At 50.5% G+C, this 19,352-nt stretch carries 14 protein-coding genes and 1 tRNA gene; 6 read left to right on the top strand and 9 right to left on the bottom strand.

Going from position 1 to position 19,352, the window contains the following annotated elements:
• Nucleotides 1–144: 144 nt before the first annotated feature.
• Nucleotides 145–2,283, bottom strand: a complete 2,139-nt coding sequence (fadJ, locus tag CWE21_RS07850; protein ID WP_126833889.1) for a fatty acid oxidation complex subunit alpha FadJ — start codon at nt 2,281–2,283, stop codon at nt 145–147.
• Nucleotides 2,283–3,593, bottom strand: coding sequence for an acetyl-CoA C-acyltransferase FadI (gene fadI / locus CWE21_RS07845; protein ID WP_126833888.1), 1,311 nt, complete (start codon nt 3,591–3,593; stop codon nt 2,283–2,285). The genes fadJ and fadI overlap by 1 nt, the downstream gene beginning before the upstream one ends.
• A gap of 157 nt (nt 3,594–3,750) precedes the next feature.
• On the opposite strand from fadI, the gene CWE21_RS07840 reads away from it, so the two are divergent.
• The 6 genes from CWE21_RS07840 to CWE21_RS07815 are packed head-to-tail and all read left to right on the top strand — an operon-like array spanning nt 3,751 to nt 10,765.
• Nucleotides 3,751–4,707: an AAA family ATPase gene (locus tag CWE21_RS07840; protein WP_126833887.1), complete on the top strand. Its 957-nt coding sequence runs from the start codon at nt 3,751–3,753 to the stop codon at nt 4,705–4,707.
• Nucleotides 4,708–4,713: 6 nt separating this feature from the next.
• Entirely contained in the window at nt 4,714–5,673 is a 960-nt protein-coding gene (locus tag CWE21_RS07835; protein ID WP_241970250.1) for a DUF58 domain-containing protein, read from the top strand.
• Nucleotides 5,673–6,158 (top strand): DUF4381 domain-containing protein, encoded by a 486-nt coding sequence (locus tag CWE21_RS07830; protein ID WP_157982743.1) that lies wholly within the window; start codon nt 5,673–5,675, stop codon nt 6,156–6,158. The genes CWE21_RS07835 and CWE21_RS07830 overlap by 1 nt, the downstream gene beginning before the upstream one ends.
• Complete coding sequence (locus CWE21_RS07825; RefSeq protein WP_126833884.1) at nt 6,151–7,143, top strand: vWA domain-containing protein; 993 nt, start codon at nt 6,151–6,153, stop codon at nt 7,141–7,143. The genes CWE21_RS07830 and CWE21_RS07825 overlap by 8 nt, the downstream gene beginning before the upstream one ends.
• Complete coding sequence (locus tag CWE21_RS07820; protein ID WP_198675084.1) at nt 7,140–8,960, top strand: VWA domain-containing protein; 1,821 nt, start codon at nt 7,140–7,142, stop codon at nt 8,958–8,960. Before CWE21_RS07825 ends, CWE21_RS07820 begins: the two co-directional genes overlap by 4 nt.
• Nucleotides 8,954–10,765, top strand: a complete 1,812-nt coding sequence (locus CWE21_RS07815) for a BatD family protein (RefSeq protein ID WP_126833882.1) — start codon at nt 8,954–8,956, stop codon at nt 10,763–10,765. Before CWE21_RS07820 ends, CWE21_RS07815 begins: the two co-directional genes overlap by 7 nt.
• Before the next feature lie 65 nt (nt 10,766–10,830).
• Here CWE21_RS07815 and CWE21_RS07810 read toward each other — a convergent pair whose 3' ends face one another.
• From CWE21_RS07810 to tig, 7 genes are all read right to left on the bottom strand, one after another.
• Nucleotides 10,831–12,723, bottom strand: coding sequence for a SurA N-terminal domain-containing protein (locus tag CWE21_RS07810; protein WP_126833881.1), 1,893 nt, complete (start codon nt 12,721–12,723; stop codon nt 10,831–10,833).
• A 110-nt stretch (nt 12,724–12,833) separates the two neighbouring features.
• Nucleotides 12,834–12,910: transfer RNA gene (locus CWE21_RS07805), tRNA-Asp, on the bottom strand.
• Between the two features lie 7 nt (nt 12,911–12,917).
• Nucleotides 12,918–13,190, bottom strand: coding sequence for a nucleoid-associated protein HU-beta (gene hupB, locus CWE21_RS07800; RefSeq protein WP_034732659.1), 273 nt, complete (start codon nt 13,188–13,190; stop codon nt 12,918–12,920).
• Between the two features lie 304 nt (nt 13,191–13,494).
• On the bottom strand, nt 13,495–15,840 hold the full coding sequence (gene lon / locus CWE21_RS07795; protein WP_126833880.1) for an endopeptidase La: 2,346 nt from the start codon (nt 15,838–15,840) through the stop codon (nt 13,495–13,497).
• 143 nt (nt 15,841–15,983) lie between these two features.
• Complete coding sequence (clpX, locus tag CWE21_RS07790) at nt 15,984–17,261, bottom strand: ATP-dependent protease ATP-binding subunit ClpX (protein WP_126833879.1); 1,278 nt, start codon at nt 17,259–17,261, stop codon at nt 15,984–15,986.
• Nucleotide 17,262: 1 nt separating this feature from the next.
• Nucleotides 17,263–17,880 carry an ATP-dependent Clp endopeptidase proteolytic subunit ClpP gene (gene clpP / locus CWE21_RS07785; RefSeq protein WP_126833878.1) on the bottom strand — a complete coding sequence of 206 codons (618 nt, stop codon included), beginning with the start codon at nt 17,878–17,880 and terminating at the stop codon, nt 17,263–17,265.
• A gap of 102 nt (nt 17,881–17,982) precedes the next feature.
• Nucleotides 17,983–19,284 (bottom strand): trigger factor, encoded by a 1,302-nt coding sequence (gene tig, locus CWE21_RS07780; protein ID WP_126833877.1) that lies wholly within the window; start codon nt 19,282–19,284, stop codon nt 17,983–17,985.
• Nucleotides 19,285–19,352 lie beyond the last annotated feature (68 nt).

The raw sequence follows: 19,352 nt of genomic DNA, 5'->3' as shown, positions 1-19,352 counted from the left end.
TTTCGCTCCCATCGCATTACGTAAAGCTTGAACGTAAACCAAAAGCGCAGACAGCAAACAACACAGCGCAATCAACAAAACAACCTCCTCAAACAGGTGTTATGAAGCCGACATTAGCCGACTTCATAACGCCCTCACAACGTATTAATCGCCATCATTATAAAACGAACGGCCTTCATTTGCCATTTCGACTAACAATGGTGCTGGCTCATAACGCTCGCCATGTTCTTTGGCATAACCGCGTAATTGCCCGACCACCTCAGCAATGCCAAGGCTATCCATGTAGCGGAAAGGCCCACCACGGAACGGTGGGAAGCCGATTCCGAAAATAGCGCCAATATCGCCATCGCGTGGACTACGAATGATGTCTTCGGCCAGGCAATACGCAGCCTCATTGAGCATTAAGAAAACCGTACGACGTGCGATTTCTTTCGCACTCAGTTGCGCATTCGGTTGAATTCCTAGCAAGCTATAGACGCTGCTATCAACTTCTTTACCTGGTTTCTTACCGCTATAAGCATAGAAGCCTTTCTTATTCTTCTTACCCTTACGGTCGTCATCTAGCAGCTTGCTAAAGGCGTCTGGTGCGCGAAAACGATCGCCTAACTCATTCGCCATAATGGGCGCAACTTTAGCTGCAACATCAATACCCACCTCGTCCATTAGCTTCATTGGCCCCACTGGGAAGCCGAATTTCACCAACGCTTTGTCGACTACCTCTATAGGCTCACCACCAAGAACGATGCGCGCCGCCTCATTCATATAAGGCGCAAGGATGCGATTGACATAAAAACCTGCGCCGTCTTTGACGACAATCGGTGTTTTGCCTTGTTTCTTCGCCAACGCAACAGTGGTTGCAATGGTCTCATCGGAAGTTTTCGCATGGGTTATGATTTCCGCCAATGGCATTTTGTCGACCGGCGAGAAGTAATGCAGGCCAATCACATTCTCTGGTCGCTGCGCTTTGGCCGCAATCTGGGTGATCGGCAAACTCGAGGTGTTGGTAGCAAAAATCGTATGCTCTTGCGCATTAGCTTCGACGTCGGCAACCATCTTTTGCTTGAGTTCCAGGTCCTCAAAAACCGCTTCGATCACCAGATCCGTACGGGCAAAACCAGAATAATCTAAGGTACCGCTCAAGCGCAGCATAGTTTTCTCAAGTTCCGCACGGCGCATATGCTTGCGTTTTACCTTCTTGTTCAGCAAGTCATAGCTATATTTCATCGCATGCACAATGCCCTGCTCAGCGATATCCTTGATCCGTACCGGAATACCAGCTTTTGCTGCAGTAACATAGGCAATACCGCCACCCATAAGGCCACCACCCAGCACACCGACACGTTGAACAGTGGCCGGCTTCGTCGCGCCAGCACCGGTCTCTTTCTTCATTGCCGTTGTGGCAAAGAAAATACCACGCAATTGTTTCGATTCTGGGGTCATTGCCAGCATGCCAAACTGGCGCGCTTCGTACTGCAGCCCCTCTTCAAAGCCATGGTCAGCACCGTAGCTAATGGTGTCGATGATGGCATCAATCGCCGGGTAATTACCCTTCGCCTTCGCTTGCGCCTGTTCGCGGGCTTTCTTGAAAATAATACCGCGACCAAAGCTGGTGCCCTCAAGCCCTTTATTAATCAAGCTATGGTGCACCTTTTGTACTTTCGGTTTGCTATTCAGCGCTTTCTCAACGGCGGCCTCTAGCAAAATGCTAGCGGGCACCACATCATCTACAATGCCTTGTTTCTTCGCTTGCTTTGGACGCAACTGCTTACCCGCCAGGATTAAAGGCAACGCTTTTTGAATACCAATCAAACGCGGTAAGCGTTGCGTTCCGCCTGAGCCCGGCAACAAACCCAGCTGGACCTCAGGTAAACCTAATGAGGTTTTTTCGCTATCGGTACAGATGCGATAGTGACAAGCTAACGCCAGCTCTAAGCCACCACCTAAACAGGCACCGTCAATGGCAGCCACCACCGGCACCTTGAGTTGCTCGATGCGATCGAACATTGCCTGACCTTGTCGCGCTAGGCTCTCAGCATCAGCCGCATTCTCACATTCATCAATCATGCTGATATCGGCACCGGCAACAAACGAACCAGGCTTATCACTGATCACCACTACACCTTTCAGCGTACTGAGTTGTTCCAGCTTACCCAACACCTCGCTCACTTCTTCAGCGAAGCTGGCTTTTAGCGTATTCATCGACTCGCCTGGTACATCAATATGAATAACCGCGACGCCATCGTCACGCGTTTCAAGGGTAAATGCGCGTTTCGTATCAGTCATTAGTTACTCTCCAAAATCATTGCTGAACCGAGGCCACCTGCAGCACAGGCTGTGGTTAATGCGGTACCGCCTCCGCGTCGTTTAAGCTCACGTAGGGTTTGCGTAATCATCCGCGCTCCAGTTGCGGCAAATGGGTGACCATAAGCGATTGAGCCGCCTAAGACATTAAATTTGTCCATATCGATTTCGCCAATCGCTTCACTGCGACCCAGCTGCTCTTGCGCGAACTTCTTACTAGCAAACATTTTTACGTTAGCAAGAGTTTGTGCAGCAAACGCCTCGTGCATATCGATTAAGTCAAGATCGCTCAGCTTCATGCCTGCGCGATCCAGGGCGATCGGTGTCGCAAACGATGGTCCCATGAGCATATCTTTCTCTACGCCTATGGCACTAAATGCGTAGCTCTTGATGTAACCTAAAATCTCATAGCCTAGGGCTTTTGCCTTACTCTCTGTCATCAATAAAACTGCCGCAGCACCATCGGTTAACGGGGTACTGTTCGCGGCGGTAACCGAGCCGTGTTTGCGATCAAATACGGGGCGTAACTTAGCGTAGCTGTCGAGCTTGCTATCACTACGAATCGTATTGTCACGACGCAAGAAGTCTTTGTATGGCTCAGCAAAAGCAGTCATAACTTCATCATCAAGTTTGCCGGCTTCCCATGCCTCGTGGGCAAGACTGTGTGAGCGATGCGCTAAAGCATCTTGGTCAGCACGCTCGATACCGTGGGACTTCGCCATCTGCTCAGCCGTGTCGCCCATCGTTAAGCCGGTACTATATTCAGCAATCGCTGGCGGCACCGGTAAAAGATCTTTAAAACGCAGACGTTTCAAAATACTCAGGCGCTGTCCAAGGCTCCGTGCTTTATTTAAATCAACGAGTGCATGGGCAAGTTTGCGTGACACGCCAATCGGCAGCACTGAGGATGAATCGGCTCCGCCGGCGATACCAACACTAATATTGCCAGCCACCATGGTTTCTAAAACATTAACGGTGGCTTGAAAGCTGGTCGCACAGGCACGCGATACGCTGTAGGCATCGGTGCTAACCGGCAGGCTCGTGCCCAACACGATTTCACGAGCAATGTTCGGTGCCGATGGCATTTGCACCACTTGGCCGAACACTAGTTGCTCAACTTCTTTGCCGTCCAAGCCATAACGATTGAGCATTTCTTGCACAACCATTTTGCCTAAATCAAGCGCTGGGATACCATGGTAATAACTTGCTTGCTTGGCAAATGGTGTACGAAGCCCAGCGACCACCGCAATGCGGTCACCCTGTGGCGTAGTCAGTTGCTGACGTGACGTCATAGTTCACTACCTCTGTTCGGGAAATTGGCGGATTTCTGATCTGGTCAGACCTCACGATTTATTACAAATTCTAGCGGTTTCATCCCAAGAATTAAACTCTTGTTTTAGGTAAAGTACATACTAGAGTATAGACACAGCTACCACATTAGGGGTTAACATGGCCGCAGAACAGTTCCAAAGCCTGCGAAATTACTTAGACAGCCAAGTGCTCGGGCAATCGGAATTTACCGAAAGCTTGCTGATTGCCGTCCTTGCCGACGGCCACTTATTGGTAGAGGGCCCACCAGGGCTTGCCAAAACACGTGCGGTCAATGCCTTAGCAAAAGGCATTGAAGGCGACTTTCACCGCATTCAATTTACCCCTGACCTCTTGCCTGCCGATTTAACGGGTACGGATATTTACCGTCCGGAGACCGGTGAGTTTGTTTTTCAAAAAGGTCCTTTGTTCCACAACGTTATTCTCGCGGATGAGATCAACCGCGCCCCGGCGAAGGTGCAGTCAGCATTACTCGAGGCCATGGCTGAGCGGCAAATTACCGTAGGCCAAACCACCTACCCGCTGCCCGGTTTGTTTATGGTACTTGCTACGCAAAACCCGCTTGAGCAAGAAGGTACCTATCCACTACCAGAAGCTCAGCTTGACCGCTTTTTAATGCAGTTAAATCTCGATTATCCGGCGGCAGCAACTGAGCTAGAGATTTTGCGTTTAACCCGTGGTGAAGAACTGCATGGCGAAGTCGCGATGCCAGCTCCGTTGAGCCAAGAAGATATCTTTGCCGCACGCAAAGAAGTGCTAGAAGTATTCATGGACGAGGACGTTGAGAACTATCTGGTGCAATTAGTCATCGCGACCCGTCAAGCCGAGCACTATTCCAATGACCTCGCGCGTTGGCTCAGTTATGGCGCCAGCCCGCGCGCAACCATCGCTTTGGATCGCTGCGCGCGTGCCAAAGCCTGGCTGGCTGGACGTGACTTCGTCACACCAGATGACATTCAAGCGGTGTTTGCCCATGTCTTACGTCATCGTATTATTCTAAGCTATCAAGCCGAGGCCGATGGCATTACGGCCGATCAAGCCTTGCAAGTAATCTTGCAAGAAGTTCCAACGCCGTAAATGGTTATGACCAACGCGAGCGAGTGGCTCCAACAGTGGCACAGTGATGGCATTCAGGTCGGTAGTGCCGAACTTATGTATTACCGTAGCAAAGTGGGTGCTTTTGCGCGTCATCGCAAGTTACACCCACCTAAGGCACAAACCGGTGCGTTGCTGAGTAAAACTCGTGGCCGCGGTATGGAGTTTGACGAAGTACGCCACTATCAAGCAGGTGACGATGTCAGGGCTATTGATTGGCGCGTCACCGCGCGTACGGGGACGCCACATACTAAGCTGTACCGTGAAGAACGGGAACGTCCGGTCATGTTCGTTGTTGATCTCGCGCCCACGCAGCACTTCGGTAGTGCATTGTTATTAAAGAGTGTACTGGCCTGTCACTTAACTGCGGCCATGGCGTGGCTTGCAGTACAACGCGGTGACCGCGTGGGTGCGCTCATTGGCCATCCACAGCGTCATGTTGAGATACGCCCACAAGCGCGCCAGCATGGCGTTTTACGTATCATTCATGCGCTGGTAGAGCTACAAAATGAAAGCTTGGCCGACTGGCAACAATCCTCTGCAACAACCAGTCAAGCGACTTTGGATGATTTACTTCAGCGTGCGCAGCAAGTTGCCAAACCCGGCACGATCATCCACATTATTAGCGATTGGCAGCATTTTACGAGTGGAACTTTTACCAAGTTGCAAGCTTTACAACGCCATTGCAGCTTGCAAGTGCTGCAATGCAGTGACCCGCTTGAACATCAATTCCCGACCGCCCTCGCACAACAAGACGTCGCTTTAAGCGATGGCTTGCAGCAGTTAGAGTTTGCCGCCGGCGAGCAGCAACAGCGCGATGCCTACACGGCCGAGCACACGCAGCTACAACAACAACTATTGGGCCAGTTTCAGCAGTTAAATCTGGAGCTACACCAATTTAGCGCCGCCCGTGCGCTTGAAGAACAATGGCCGGAGGTCATGCTGTAATGAGTAACCCTGCCTTGAGTGAGCTAAATCCTATTATTGCTGCGCCAGCGGCTTCCTGGTGGCCCTTGGCCCCGGGCTGGTATGTCGTGGCTATCGTCGCAATTGCGCTCGTGGTTGGCATCATTACCGCGAGTATTCGCGCTGCGCGACGGCGACGGGTCAAACGCGCGGCACTGCGTGCATTGCAAGCAAATGCCAGCCTCAATGAACTCAATTTATTACTCAAGCAAGCTTGCATGGGTTACTACCCTCGTAAGCACATTGCTCAGCTGACCGGTAAAGCATGGCGGGACTTTCTGGTGAGTCATCTTAGTGAACGCAATGCTGCGCGCTACTACGATCTTTTAGTCGAAGTAGAACAAGCGGCCTATCGCCCTGCGGGAAAGCAACAAGCGCTGCAACAACGCTACGCTGAATTCGCGCGAACTTGGCTCAAACAGGCTTTACCGCCAAGTCAGCAACAACGGAGGGCCATGAATGATTGAGTTTGCTTGGCCATGGCTTGGTCTTATATGGTTTCTCGCACCGCTGCTTTGGTGGCTGCGCCGACCGCGCCAACAGCACTTTTCTACCCTACGTGTTGCGCAACTGCTACCACTTGAACAAGGCGCCGGACAACAAAAAACATCGCTGCTGCGCAGTCTGCTGTTGCTGCTCCTGTGGAGTTTGCTGATCGCCGCTCTATGCCGCCCGCAATGGCTCGGTGAACCGGTACAAATTCGTAGTGAAGCACGCGAGATGGTCCTGGCCGTTGATTTGTCAGGCAGTATGGAAATCGCCGACATGAAGATTGCAGGCGAAGAGGTGAACCGTCTTGATATGGTTAAACACGTAGTAAGTGACTTTGTCGAGCGGCGTAAAGGTGACAAAATGGGCCTCATCTTGTTTGCCGATACCGCATATGTGCAGGCCCCAATTACCTATGACCTCGCCAGCGTTAAGCAGTTGCTCGAAGAGGCCCAACTGCGCTTAATCGGTGAGCGCACAGCGATTGGCGATGCAGTCGCCCTTGCCGTGAAACGTTTTCGCGATAACGAAGAAAGTAACAAGATCTTGATTCTTCTCACCGATGGACAAAATACCGCCGGCTATGTCTCGCCCGAGCAAGCGCAGCAACTTGCCAGCTATTATGGGGTAAAAATCTATGCCATCGGGGTAGGTGCGGAAGAAGTCATCGTCGATAGTTTCTTCGGTCAGCGTAAAGTGAACCCCAGCCGTGATCTCGATGAAGCAATGCTTCAAGGACTCGCCCAAGCCACCGGTGGCGAGTACTTTCGTGCCCGCAGTACCGAGGAGCTTGAACAGATTTATCGCACTTTGGATCAATACGAACCGGTAAGTGGCGATGAGCAATTACGCCGACCACAAACCGAGCTGTTCTTCTGGCCTGCCGGCGTTGCTCTTGGCCTGTTCGGCTTTAGTTTGTTGCTCGCGCAAGCACGGCAAAGATGGCGGAGGTCGGCAGCATGAACTTCGAACTTTTCCATTTTGTCCGGCCCTGGTGGCTCCTAGGTAGTCTGGTGGCCGTGTGGACCGCTTGGCTTATTTGGCGCAAGAACCGGCAGCAACAGGGTTGGAAGCAGGTGGTAGCCCCGCATCTGGCACAACTATTGGTCGTTGAAAAGCGTAATAAAGCCAACAACGGTTTGGCCTGGCTATTACCCCTCGCCTTGCTTAGTTTAAGCCTTGGCCTCGCGGGCCCAGCCTGGGAAAAGAAACCGCAACCCGTATTTCAATTGGCAGCAGGGCAAGTCATCGTGCTTGACGTATCACAGTCGATGTTAGCGACCGATATCACCCCTAACCGCCTCACGCAGATGCGCTTTAAAGCGATGGCCTTAGCCAATGAGCAGCTTGACGGTGAGACAGGGTTAATTGCCTATGCCGGCGATGCCTATGTTATCAGTCCACTTACCACCGATTCGCGTAGTCTTAGCAACCTGATCCGCGCGCTGCGGCCTGACCTAATGCCAGTGCAAGGTAGTTATCCTTTGGCAGCACTCGAGTTGGCCGATCGCTTGCTACGCGAAGCCGGCTATGCGGAGGGGGATATTTATTGGTTTACCGATGGTATTGATACGCGAGACCAACGAGAGATCACGGACTTTGTCCGCAATCACCCCCATCGTATTGCGATTCTAGGATTAGGCACCGAACAAGGCGCGCCCATTCAACTACCCAACGGTAACTTACTGCGCGATGGTGGCGGTGATGTCGTGGTGCCAAAAATGTTAGCCAGTCGCCTCGAGCGTTTAGCCAACATGAGCGATGGCCGTTTTAGCGAATGGCGTCAGGATCAACAAGATCTGCGCTATTTGAGCAGCATGCCACCACTGCAGCGTGAAGGCAGTGAGAGCGAAGACCAACGCGGTGATGCATGGGTTGATCAGGGCCCCTGGCTGATTGGTTTAGCAGTGTTACTGTTACTACCTCTGCTCCGCCGCGGGGCGTTACAAATTCTAGGTTTGTTTTGCTTAACGAACGTGCTGTTCTTGGCCCCGCCAAGTGCCCATGCGCAAGCCAGTGACACGGATAGCGACGAAGGGCTGGCTTGGCATCAGCAACTTTGGCAAACACCCTATCAACAAGCTGATGAGGCCCTTCGCGAAGAAAATTACGATCGCGCAGCGCAAATTGCTAACGACCCATGGCAGCGCGGTACAGCGAATTACGCGCGTGGCAACTACGAACGCGCTTTAATGGACTTCTCCCAAGTGGACAGTGCTGAAGGCTACTATAATCAAGGCAATGCCCTGATGCAGCTGGAGCGCTATGACGAAGCTGCCAACGTTTACCAAGAAGCTTTGCAGCGCAATCCTGAACTACGTCAAGCACAAGACAACCTCGCCCTTGCTCAGCAACTCGCCGAACAGCAGAAGCAACAACAGCAACAAGGACAAGGTGAGGGCCAACAGGAGCAACAGCAGCAAGACGGCCAACAGCAAGGCGAACAACAGGGTGAGCAGGAAGGCCAACAACAGCCCTCGGCAGAACCTGGCGCCGAAGGTGAGCAACCACCCGAGCAAGAGCCCGAAGCACCGCAAGATAGCGCGCAGCAACCTGAAGCAGAAGCGGCAGAAGATGCTGCTGAAGACGAAACCGGCGAAGATGCGCAACAAGCACAACCCAGTGCTGAGCAACTTAGCGAAGAACAACGGCAACAACTGGAAAACTGGCTGAATCGAATTGAAGATGACCCAGCCATTTTGTTACAACGAAAAATGGAGCTCGAAGCACGTCGCCGAGGACGCGAGCGTCTGCCCCAAGGAGTCGATAAACAGTGGTAACTCTATTCCGTCATTTAGCTTTTCTTGGTTTGTTAGCACTGGTGACAACAGCCATTGCGCCAACCGCGTATGCACAGTCAGAGACACCAGAATCTGTCGTTGTCAGTGTCGATAAAAACCCGGTAGCCAGTGGTGATACCTTCATTCTAACGCTAACAGTCGATGCCTTTATTGAGGATCGTGCGTGGCGACCGGCAGAACTCTTACCCGACTTTGAAGTGATGGGCACCTCGAGTAGCAGCACCACGCAAATCATCGACGGCCAAACCAGCCGTGAAAAGACCTTTCGGACCGTCGCCAAAGCACCACAACAGCCTGGTGAGTATGCGTTAGGTCCCTTTCAGGTCGCTGGTACCGAGTCGAATCAATTAACCCTTAAAGTCTTAGCAGCCGATGATCCAGCGCTCAGTGAACAGCGCGATGCATTCATGCGCGTCGAACTCGATCGTGACGACATCTATGTACAAGAGCAGGTGGTTTTGACGACCAAACTCTATCTGGCGGCAAACCTACACAGCGGCAATATCATTCCGCCACAGTTAGAGGATGCTGATATTCGGCAAGTCGGACGCGACGAAGATAGCACGGAAGTTATCGATGGCCGCATGTTCCAAGTATTTGAGCGCAGCTTCATTGTGATACCGCAGCGTTCCGGTGCGCAGGAGATCCGCGGCCCAGTCTTCCAAGGACAAATCAACGTCGAGAGCAACCGGACGCTATTTCCGAGCTTCTCCTCGACCCGCTCAGTCACCACCGCAGCCACCAATCTACCTATCGAGGTGAAGCCTATTCCAGCCGACTGGCCGGCGCAACATACTTGGCTTCCTGCAGAGCTGGTAACCCTATCAGTTTCCGTCGGCAACGAAGCAAGTGCGCAACCTGAAGGTGAACAAATACAAATCACACAGGGTGAACCTTTAACCCTCACCTATCGCCTGACCGCGGTGGGTCCACTCGCTGACCAGCTACCTCGATTAGACGCGCTTGTACGCCAACTCTCGTTGCAGGACGCAAGTATTTATCCGGAAGCACCGGAATCAGCGATGAATCAGCGCAACGGTAGCCTGGTTTCGCAGCAAACGTTGCGTGTCACAGTGATTCCCCATAGTGCTGGCGAACTCGAGATACCAAGCCTTACCGTGCCTTGGTTCAATACTCAATTACGTGAGCGCCAAGAAGCTTCCGCACCTGGCCAAGTTATTGCGGTTGCACCTGGCGCAAGTGATGGTCGCGAACGCACTGTTGACTCGAACGAACAAGCTACCGATACCCCTGCCTCTGAGCCAATCCCGAGCCCAGCCAGCAGCACCGCGAGTGAAGGCGCAGCATCAACGTCTAGCAAGCCTTACGAAAACCTCAGCTATTGGCAGCTAGCAACAGCCGTATTTGCGCTGCTTTGGCTATTAACGCTGGCTATGTGGTTTATGCGGGCACGCCAGCAGCGCCAACAGACGATGATAGATGACGCTGCAACAGCAACGACAACAGCCGCCGAACAGCAACAGCTTAAAGCGGTGAAGCGCGCCTGTAATGCCAACGATGCGGCTGCCGTTGATGTGGCCTTAAAACAATGGATGCGGACGCAGTTGAAAATTGCAGGTCAGTTGAGTGCATTGGCAGATTATTATGCGCACGATGCCTTACGCAGCCAGCTTGAGCACCTACAACGTGCGCGCTTTTCGACGGAACAGCATGACTGGCAGGAAGGCAAGGCACTCTGGCGTGCATTGCAGGGGGCTATTGAAACAAAACGCAAAGCACAGCAACCACCGCGAACGGAACTGCCAAAGCTCTATCCGAATTAAACGTCATGGATAAAAAAAACGCATCCCAAGGGATGCGTTTTTTATTTGTCAGCGAAAGCTATCGCTTATTCTTGTGTTTCGTTAGCGCTATTGAGCAAAATCTCAATCTCAGCATCAGCGCGTAGTGCACTGACCACCGCTTGATAGCTCTCTTGCATGTAGCTATTCATCAACTGATCTTGCAGTTGCGCTGTCTGTGCTTCGTCGATGCTGCCAGCTTGCACACCACTCAACGCTACGACAGCAACGTTGCCGTTCGCTAAGTTTGCCGTATCGGCGGTCACATTTCCGGCCGCAGGAGCACTTAAATTAAACAATTTCTGAATCACTGCGCGCGGATGGCCCGGCACTTGACGTGAAACGTTATCTAGCGCAGTGAAGTCAACACCGGTCGCTTCATCAGCTTGCAGTTTAGCCACCAATTCTGCGGCACGTTCAGTCGCCATCTCTTGCGCCCGCTCACGACGAATCTGCTCACTCACTTGGGCGCGCACTTCATCAAGCGGTTGGGTTGACGCAGCCTCGTGCTCGAGTACACGCACCACAACTGACTCTGTGTCACTGATTTCAATCAGTTCACTGTTAAGCTGTTCGCTGATCAATGGACCATTGAAAACTGGCTCCAGTACTGCGGCGCTATCCAACGGTGATGGCGCGGCATTGCGACTGAATAGTTCAGTCTCTTGCACTGCTAAGCCCAGCTCTTCGTTTACTGGCGCAAAGGTATCAGGAACTTCAAAAGTCAGCTCAGCAACTTGTTGCTGTAACTCGTAATAACGTTGCTTCACACGCTCATCTTGCAGTTCAGTAATAATCTCAGCGCGTACTTCTTCAAGTGGCGTTACTGAACCTTCTTTGATGTCGGTCAGTTTAATGATGTGATAACCAAAGCTCGTTTCGACCACACCGGTCATGTCACCGACATTCTCGAGTGCGAAAGCAGCTTCTTCAAAGTCAGCATCCATCGTGCCTGCTTCGATGAAATCTAAGTCGCCGCCTTGTTCACCGGAAAATACATCGTCAGAATTTGCTTCTGCCAGCTCAGCGAAATCAGCGCCAGCTTCAAGTTCAGCCAAGAGCGCTTCAGCTTCGGCTTCTGCGGCTGCTGCATCATCGCCTGACTCAATCAAAATATGCGAGAAACGGTATTGAGGCTCGGTTGAATAGCGACTCATGTTGCCTTCGTAGTAGGCCTGTACCTCTTCTTCAGCAATCTCGATAGCCTCGGCAATACTGCCTGCGTCAATCAACACATAAGCGAGCTTAACCTTTTCTGGTACCGCAAACTGTTGGATATTTTCGTTGTACCAGGCCTCCACAGCAGCTTCGTCTACTTCGACTTGTGCGAGGTAGTCAGCTAATGCAACTTCAGCATATTTACCGCTACGCGTTTGACCGATGAGTTGTTGCGTCGCATCAACTTCGCTCGGTAAAACAAACTCACTCGAGATAACACCCTGAACTAATTGTTGGGTGACTAAATCACGGCGCACCACCTGCGCAAATCCATCAGGGGTATAACCTAAGCTACGCAACGTGGTTAGGTATAAATCGTTGTCGAATTGACCGGCAACTTTGAAACTTGAAATGTCGCGAATCGCCGCTTTGACCTGATCCGCAGAAACCCGCAGGCCCTGACCTTTTGCCGCTTGCTCTAGCAGCTTTTGATTGACTAGGTCATTTACCACGCGCATGCGTAGCTGTTGCGTAAATCTTGGATCTCGCGCTAGCTGGTCATAAAAATCGCCCATTTGCTGTTGCTGACGGGCGCGTTCGTTTTCAACCGCACGGTCAAACTCCACTTGCGTGATCTCTTCGCCATTCACCATTGCGACCGCTGGCTCTGGCTGGTTAGCGATATAACCACCAATCCCTGCCAAGGCAAACGTTAACGCGATGAGTACAAGGAATACCTTGACCCAAAGGCTCTGTGACCCTTCACGAATCCTCTCCAACATAATCGTCTCTTAACCTCAAAATGTTCTGATTTTTTCCGCGCGTTATTCTATCTCATTACGCAGAAAAAAAATAACCCGAAGACAGGCTTCGGGTTACTTTCTCTATTCGCTGGCGGAACGGACGGGATTCGAACCCGCGACCCCCGGCGTGACAGGCCGGTATTCTAACCAGCTGAACTACCGCTCCGCAGAGATTAGTTTACTGAGTCTTTCAGTGCTTTACCGGCTTTGAAAGAAGGTACTTTTGCCGCAGCGATTTGGATCGTCTGGCCAGTTTGTGGGTTACGACCAGTGCGAGCTGAACGCTCACGAACTGCGAAGGTACCGAAACCTACTAATTGTACTGAATCACCCTTTTTCAAAGCATCAGTTACTGCTTCAATAAAAGAGTCCAGAGCTCGACCTGCAGCAGCTTTTGAAATTTCTGCTCCCTCTGCAATTTTGTCAACTAACTGAGACTTGTTCACAGTATCATCCCCTTAGATTGTTATTATCAGATTTTGCTTGGTTCCATTAGCTTTTCAATGGGCCAGCGAAGGTTATAACAAGCTTGAACAATCTGTTCAAGCGATTCAACAGGTCTCCGACTACTTTTACGTTTCCCTGTCGTTCAAGTGCCCCGTCAGGCGGTGTTTAAGGTTTCCCCTGACCATTCACTTTGACTCTAGGCTACCACAAGATTTTCGATTGAGAACCCTTTTTCACAATTTTTTTGACGAAAGAATGCGGCCTGCAGCTATGTTGCGGCTTCGCAGCCCGCATTTTACCGTCTTAATGGGCCTTTTTAACCTCTGGTTGGCGCTCTAAAGCTACTGCCAACACCTCGTCAATCCATTGCACCGGTTGAATGGTGAGATCACCTTTCACATTGTCGCTGATTTCTTGCAGGTCACGTTCATTGTCCTTCGGAATCAACACATGCTTGATGCCACCACGATGCGCGGCAAGTAGCTTCTCTTTGAGCCCACCAATGGCAAGTACTTCACCGCGTAAGGTGATCTCACCTGTCATCGCTACATCGGCACGCACTGGGATTTGTGTTAGTGACGAAACTAACGCTGTCACCATCGCAATACCGGCGCTAGGGCCATCTTTCGGGGTAGCTCCTTCGGGCACATGCACGTGAATGTCACGTTTCTCGTGGAAGTCATCGGCAATACCCAGTTTATCAGCACGGCTACGCACCACGGTAAGCGCCGTCTGAATTGACTCTTGCATTACATCGCCCAATGAACCCGTCGAAGTGATCTTACCTTTACCGGCAACGTTGGTTGCTTCGATAGTCAGTAAATCGCCGCCAACTTCGGTCCACGCCAAGCCGGTCACCTGACCAATTTGGTTGCTTTCTTCGGCCTTACCATAATCAAAGCGCTGTACACCTAAGTAATCTTTCAGGTTATCGGCGTTGATTTCGACTTTCTTCAAGCGCTTATCCAGCACTATCTTTTTCACCGCTTTGCGGCACAGGCGTGAAATTTCGCGCTCAAGGTTCCGCACGCCGGCTTCACGTGTGTAGTAACGAATGATGCCAAGAATTGCGTCATCTTTAATCGTTAATTCTTTCTCTTTCAGACCGTTACGATCGAGCTGCTTAGGCAACAAATGGCGCTTCGCAATGTTCAATTTTTCGTCTTCGGTGTAACCCGCAAGGCGAATCACTTCCATCCGATCAAGCAACGGGCCAGGAATATTCATGCTATTCGAGGTCGCCACAAACATCACATCAGAAAGGTCATAATCGACTTCTAAGTAATGGTCGTTGAAATTCACGTTCTGCTCTGGGTCAAGCACTTCCAGTAAGGCTGAGGCAGGGTCACCGCGCATATCAGCAGCCATTTTGTCGATCTCATCAAGCAAGAATAGCGGGTTACGCACCCCTACTTTCGCCATTTTTTGAATCAACTTACCTGGCATTGAACCTATATAAGTACGGCGATGACCACGAATTTCAGCTTCGTCGCGCACACCACCTAAGGCCATACGAATGTATTTGCGGCCGGTTGCCTTGGCAATGGACTGGCCGAGGGAGGTTTTACCCACACCTGGAGGCCCAACCAAGCACAGAATCGCGCCACGCACTTTACTTGTACGTTGCTGCACCGCGAGGTACTCGAGAATACGCTCTTTGACCTTCTCGAGACCGTAGTGATCGGCATCAAGGATCTTCTCAGCATTCGCCAGATCTTTCTTAATCCGCGAGCGCTTCTTCCACGGTACCGACACCATCCAATCGATATAACCACGCACCACCGTTGCTTCTGCCGACATCGGCGACATCATTTTCAGCTTTTGCAACTCGGCGCGGGTTTTCTGTTCAGCCTCTTCTGGCATCTTGGCATCTTGGATTTTTTGCTCCAAGGCTTCGAATTCATCTGGGCCGTCTTCCATTTCACCCAATTCCTTTTGAATGGCTTTCATCTGCTCATTCAAATAGTATTCGCGCTGGCTTTTCTCCATCTGCTTTTTCACGCGCGTGCGAATGCGCTTCTCGACTTGCAATAAGTCGATCTCACCTTCCATTAATGCCATAAGGAATTCGAGGCGCTCACGCACGTCGGTAATCTCTAATACTTTCTGTTTATCGTTCAACTTCAACGGCATATGAGCGGCCATGGTATCGGCCAAACGATCGGCTTCTTCGATCCCCGACAACGAGGTGAGCACCTCAGGTGGGATCTTCTTATTTAGCTTCACATAACCTTCAAATTGATTGATCGCCGAGCGGATCATGACTTCTTCTTCTTTGTCTGGCATCGCCTCAGATTCAAGGTAATGTACCTTCGCTTTGAAGAAATCTTCACTGGCCTCAAAGGCATCGATCGCCGCACGCTGAGAGCCTTCGACCAACACCTTTACGGTGCCATCAGGAAGCTTCAGAAGTTGCAGAATATTGGCCACCGTTCCAATCTGGTGGATATCTTTCTCTTCTGGCTCATCTATGCTGGCGTCTTGTTGGGCAGAGAGGAAAATCTGCTTATTGTTGTCCATCGCCGCTTCTAAACAGCGAATCGACTTTTCGCGTCCAACAAACAGCGGGATGACCATATGCGGGTACACCACCACGTCACGCAACGGTAAAACTGGAATACTGAGGTGTTCAACCCGTGCTTCGCTCATAATTATCTCCAGATGGGTAACTTCAACTCTGATAAATTCATCTTACTCTCTAATATGAGGCCCTGCAGAGAAAGTTCAATGTTTTGCACAAAAAAAGGGCCTAAACGGCCCTTTTTGCACAATTTTCAAGCTAACTGAGTTAGTTATTCACCTGAAGCATGCTTCTCTTGCTCTTGATTATGATAGATCATGATGGGTTTCGACTCACCCGTCACTACTGATTCATCAATCACCACCTTGGCTACATTATCTAACGACGGTAGGTCGTACATGGTATCCAGTAGCACCCCTTCGACGATAGAGCGCAGACCTCGTGCGCCGGTGCGGCGTTGCATTGCTTTTCGTGCGATGGCGCGTAACGCATCATCACGGAACTCAAGCTCAACGCCTTCCATGTCAAACAACGCAGCATATTGCTTGGTCAAGGCATTTTTCGGCTCTTGCAAGATTTGCACTAACGCATCTTCGTCAAGCTCTTCCAAAGTTGCTAATACCGGCAAGCGGCCAATAAACTCAGGGATCAGGCCATACTTCACCAAATCTTCCGGTTCTACTTGCTGTAGTAAGTTCGCCATCTTCTCAGCAGCTTTATTCTTCACTTCAGCGCCGAAGCCGATACCAGTACCGGTGCTGACACGTTGCTCGATGACTTTTTCTAAGCCAGCGAACGCACCACCACAGATAAACAAGATTTTTGAGGTGTCGACTTGCACGAATTCTTGCTGTGGATGTTTACGGCCACCTTGTGGTGGAACCGCAGCAACAGTGCCCTCAATCAACTTAAGCAAGGCTTGTTGTACACCTTCACCGGAAACATCACGGGTAATCGAAGGATTATCCGACTTGCGCGAGATCTTGTCGATTTCATCAATGTAGACAATACCGCGCTGGGCTTTTTCGGCATCGTAGTCACACTTCTGCAACAGCTTTTGAATGATGTTCTCGACGTCTTCACCAACATAGCCAGCCTCGGTTAAGGTCGTCGCGTCTGCCATAGTGAATGGCACATCAAGAAACCGCGCTAAGGTTTCTGCCAAATAGGTTTTACCCGAGCCGGTAGGACCGATCAGCAAAATATTACTCTTGCCAAGTTCGACTTCATCTTTACCTTTGCCTGAGTTTTGTAAGCGCTTGTAGTGGTTATAAACCGCCACAGCCAGCACACGCTTCGCAAACTCTTGACCGATCACATAAGCATCGAGGTGATTACGGATCTCGCGCGGCGTCGGTAAACGATCGGAGGTTTCGCTCGGTGCGATGTTCTTGATTTCTTCTTCAAGAATATCGTTACAGAGCTCGACACATTCATCACAAATAAAAACCGAGGGCCCTGCAATTAACTTGCGAACCTCGTGCTGACTTTTCCCACAAAAGGTACAGAACAATGGCTGTTCGCCATTACCTTGGGTGCTATCAGACATGCTACTCTCCAGCTCGTTGCGTCAATACTTTATCAACTACACCGTAGTTTACTGCTTCTTCTGCTGACATAAAGTAATCGCGATCGGTGTCTTTCGCGACTTGCTCGTAATCTTTTCCGGTATTCTCTGCCAGCATTCGATTGAGGCGTTCTTTGATATCGAGAATTTGCCGTGCATGAATTTCAAAGTCAGAAGCCTGACCTTGGAAACCACCTAATGGTTGATGGATCATCACGCGCGAATTCGGCAAACAATAGCGCTTTCCTTTGGTACCACCAGCTAATAAGAAGGCGCCCATACTTGCCGCTTGGCCCATGCAGACAGTACTGACATCATTCTTGATGAAGCGCATGGTGTCATAGATAGCCATACCCGCCGTCACTGCGCCACCCGGCGAGTTAATATAAATATAGATGTCTTTATCTGGATTTTCTGATTCCAAGAACAACAACTGCGCGACAATCAGGTTTGCCATGTGATCTTCAACTTGGCCGCACAAGAAAATCACATTCTCTTTCAACAGGCGCGAATAAATATCGTAAGAACGCTCCCCTTTTGCGGTTTGCTCAACCACCATAGGGACTAACTGCGCGAGCGGATCGTGCGCGAGTTCCGACATAAAACTACTCCTAAAATAAAAATGGCTCGTATAAGACTATACGAGCCATTAAACCAAGTTGCGAGTCATTCCGTCAACGCTTAGGTCGCGGAATCAGCGAACTTACTTCTGTTTCGGGTTCATCAACTCGTCAAAGCTGGTCTTTTTCGCCGAAACTTTCGCTTTGTCTAGAATGAAGTCGATTGCTTGATCTTCAAGGGCAACGTTGCGCACTTGCTGCATCAACTCTTCGTTACCTTTGTAGTAAGCCACAACTTCTTCTGGATCTTCGTAAGCTGATGCATTGTTAGCAATGATTTCGTCTACTTTGGCATCGTCAACTTTGATGTCGTTGCCACGAATCACTTCACCTAACAACAAACCGACTTTTACGCGCTCTTTCGCTTGCTCTTCGAACAAGTTGGCTGGCAACTCAGGCATTTGCTGAGCGTTGTTGCCAAAGCGTTGCATCGCTTGACGACGCAATACGTCGATTTCTTGCTTAACCATTGCAGATGGCGTTTCAACGTCGTTTTTTTCGACCAGGCCTTTCAAGACTTGCTCTTTCACTTTGCTCTGCACGGTGTTTTTCAGCTCGCGTTCCATGTTCTTGCGAACCTCAGCTTTAAGTGCGTCTACGCCGCCTTCTTTAACACCGAATAAAGCAACAAATTCGTCATCGATTTCAGGAAGAACTTGTTCTTCGACTTTCTTCGCAACGATATCGAATTCCGCTTCTTTACCTTTCAGGTTTTCAGCGTGGTAATCTTCAGGGAAGGTCACCTTGATGGTTTTCTCTTCGCCAGTTTTCATACCGATGATTTCGTCTTCGAAACCAGGAATCATACGGCCTTGGCCTAACTCAAGAGCGAAGTCTTGTGCTTTACCACCGTCGAATTCTTCACCGTCGATACGACCTGTAAAGTCGATAGTGATGCGTTCACCTTTTTTCGATTTACGCTTCACTTCTTTCCAGCTGGCGTGCTGCTTACGCAAAGTGTCGAGCATATCGTCAACATCTTTGTCGGTAACAGTCACGTCTGGCTTTTCAATTTCGATTTTATCAAGGCCCTGTACTTCAACTTCTGGATACACTTCAAAAGTTGCAACGAATTCGAGGTCTTGACCCGCTTCGTTAACTTTAGGCTCGATTGAAGGAGGACCCGCAGGGTTGATTTTTTCCTGCATGATCGCTTCGAAATATTTACTCTGCATCAATTCTTGTGCAGCGCGAGCGCGAGCTTCTTTGCCGAATAATTTTTGCAATACATTCGGTGGTACCTTGCCTTTACGGAAACCGTTAATGCGACGATTACGGTACTCGTTTTTCAACAGCTCTTTGACTTTTTCGTCGATGGTTGCCGCTGGCACAGTAATGGTGGCGCGGCGCTCTAATCCTTGGGTTGTCTCTACAGAAACCTGCATTGCTTTCTTACCTCGGCTTCACTATTGGCCTTGAGCCCACCACTATTGGGGCCCTTGAAAATGACGCC

This window comes from Pseudidiomarina aquimaris (assembly GCF_003987395.1).
GTDB lineage: Bacteria > Pseudomonadota > Gammaproteobacteria > Enterobacterales > Alteromonadaceae > Pseudidiomarina > Pseudidiomarina aquimaris.
The sequence above is the reverse complement of the archived record's forward strand: the minus strand, read 5'-3'. Positions and strand labels throughout refer to the sequence as shown.

Bases quoted from the DNA above. Each gene is read 5' to 3' on its own strand.
- clpP (WP_126833878.1), bottom strand. From the start codon at position 17,880: ATGTCGGAACTCGCGCACGATCCGCTCGCGCAGTTAGTCCCTATGGTG.
- CWE21_RS07820 (WP_198675084.1), top strand. From the start codon at position 7,140: ATGAACTTCGAACTTTTCCATTTTGTCCGGCCCTGGTGGCTCCTAGGT.
- clpX (WP_126833879.1), bottom strand. From the start codon at position 17,261: ATGTCTGATAGCACCCAAGGTAATGGCGAACAGCCATTGTTCTGTACC.
- CWE21_RS07825 (WP_126833884.1), top strand. From the start codon at position 6,151: ATGATTGAGTTTGCTTGGCCATGGCTTGGTCTTATATGGTTTCTCGCA.
- CWE21_RS07835 (WP_241970250.1), top strand. From the start codon at position 4,714: ATGACCAACGCGAGCGAGTGGCTCCAACAGTGGCACAGTGATGGCATT.
- CWE21_RS07840 (WP_126833887.1), top strand. From the start codon at position 3,751: ATGGCCGCAGAACAGTTCCAAAGCCTGCGAAATTACTTAGACAGCCAA.
- lon (WP_126833880.1), bottom strand. From the start codon at position 15,840: ATGAGCGAAGCACGGGTTGAACACCTCAGTATTCCAGTTTTACCGTTG.
- CWE21_RS07810 (WP_126833881.1), bottom strand. From the start codon at position 12,723: ATGTTGGAGAGGATTCGTGAAGGGTCACAGAGCCTTTGGGTCAAGGTA.
- tig (WP_126833877.1), bottom strand. From the start codon at position 19,284: ATGCAGGTTTCTGTAGAGACAACCCAAGGATTAGAGCGCCGCGCCACC.
- CWE21_RS07830 (WP_157982743.1), top strand. From the start codon at position 5,673: ATGAGTAACCCTGCCTTGAGTGAGCTAAATCCTATTATTGCTGCGCCA.
- fadJ (WP_126833889.1), bottom strand. From the start codon at position 2,283: ATGACTGATACGAAACGCGCATTTACCCTTGAAACGCGTGACGATGGC.
- fadI (WP_126833888.1), bottom strand. From the start codon at position 3,593: ATGACGTCACGTCAGCAACTGACTACGCCACAGGGTGACCGCATTGCG.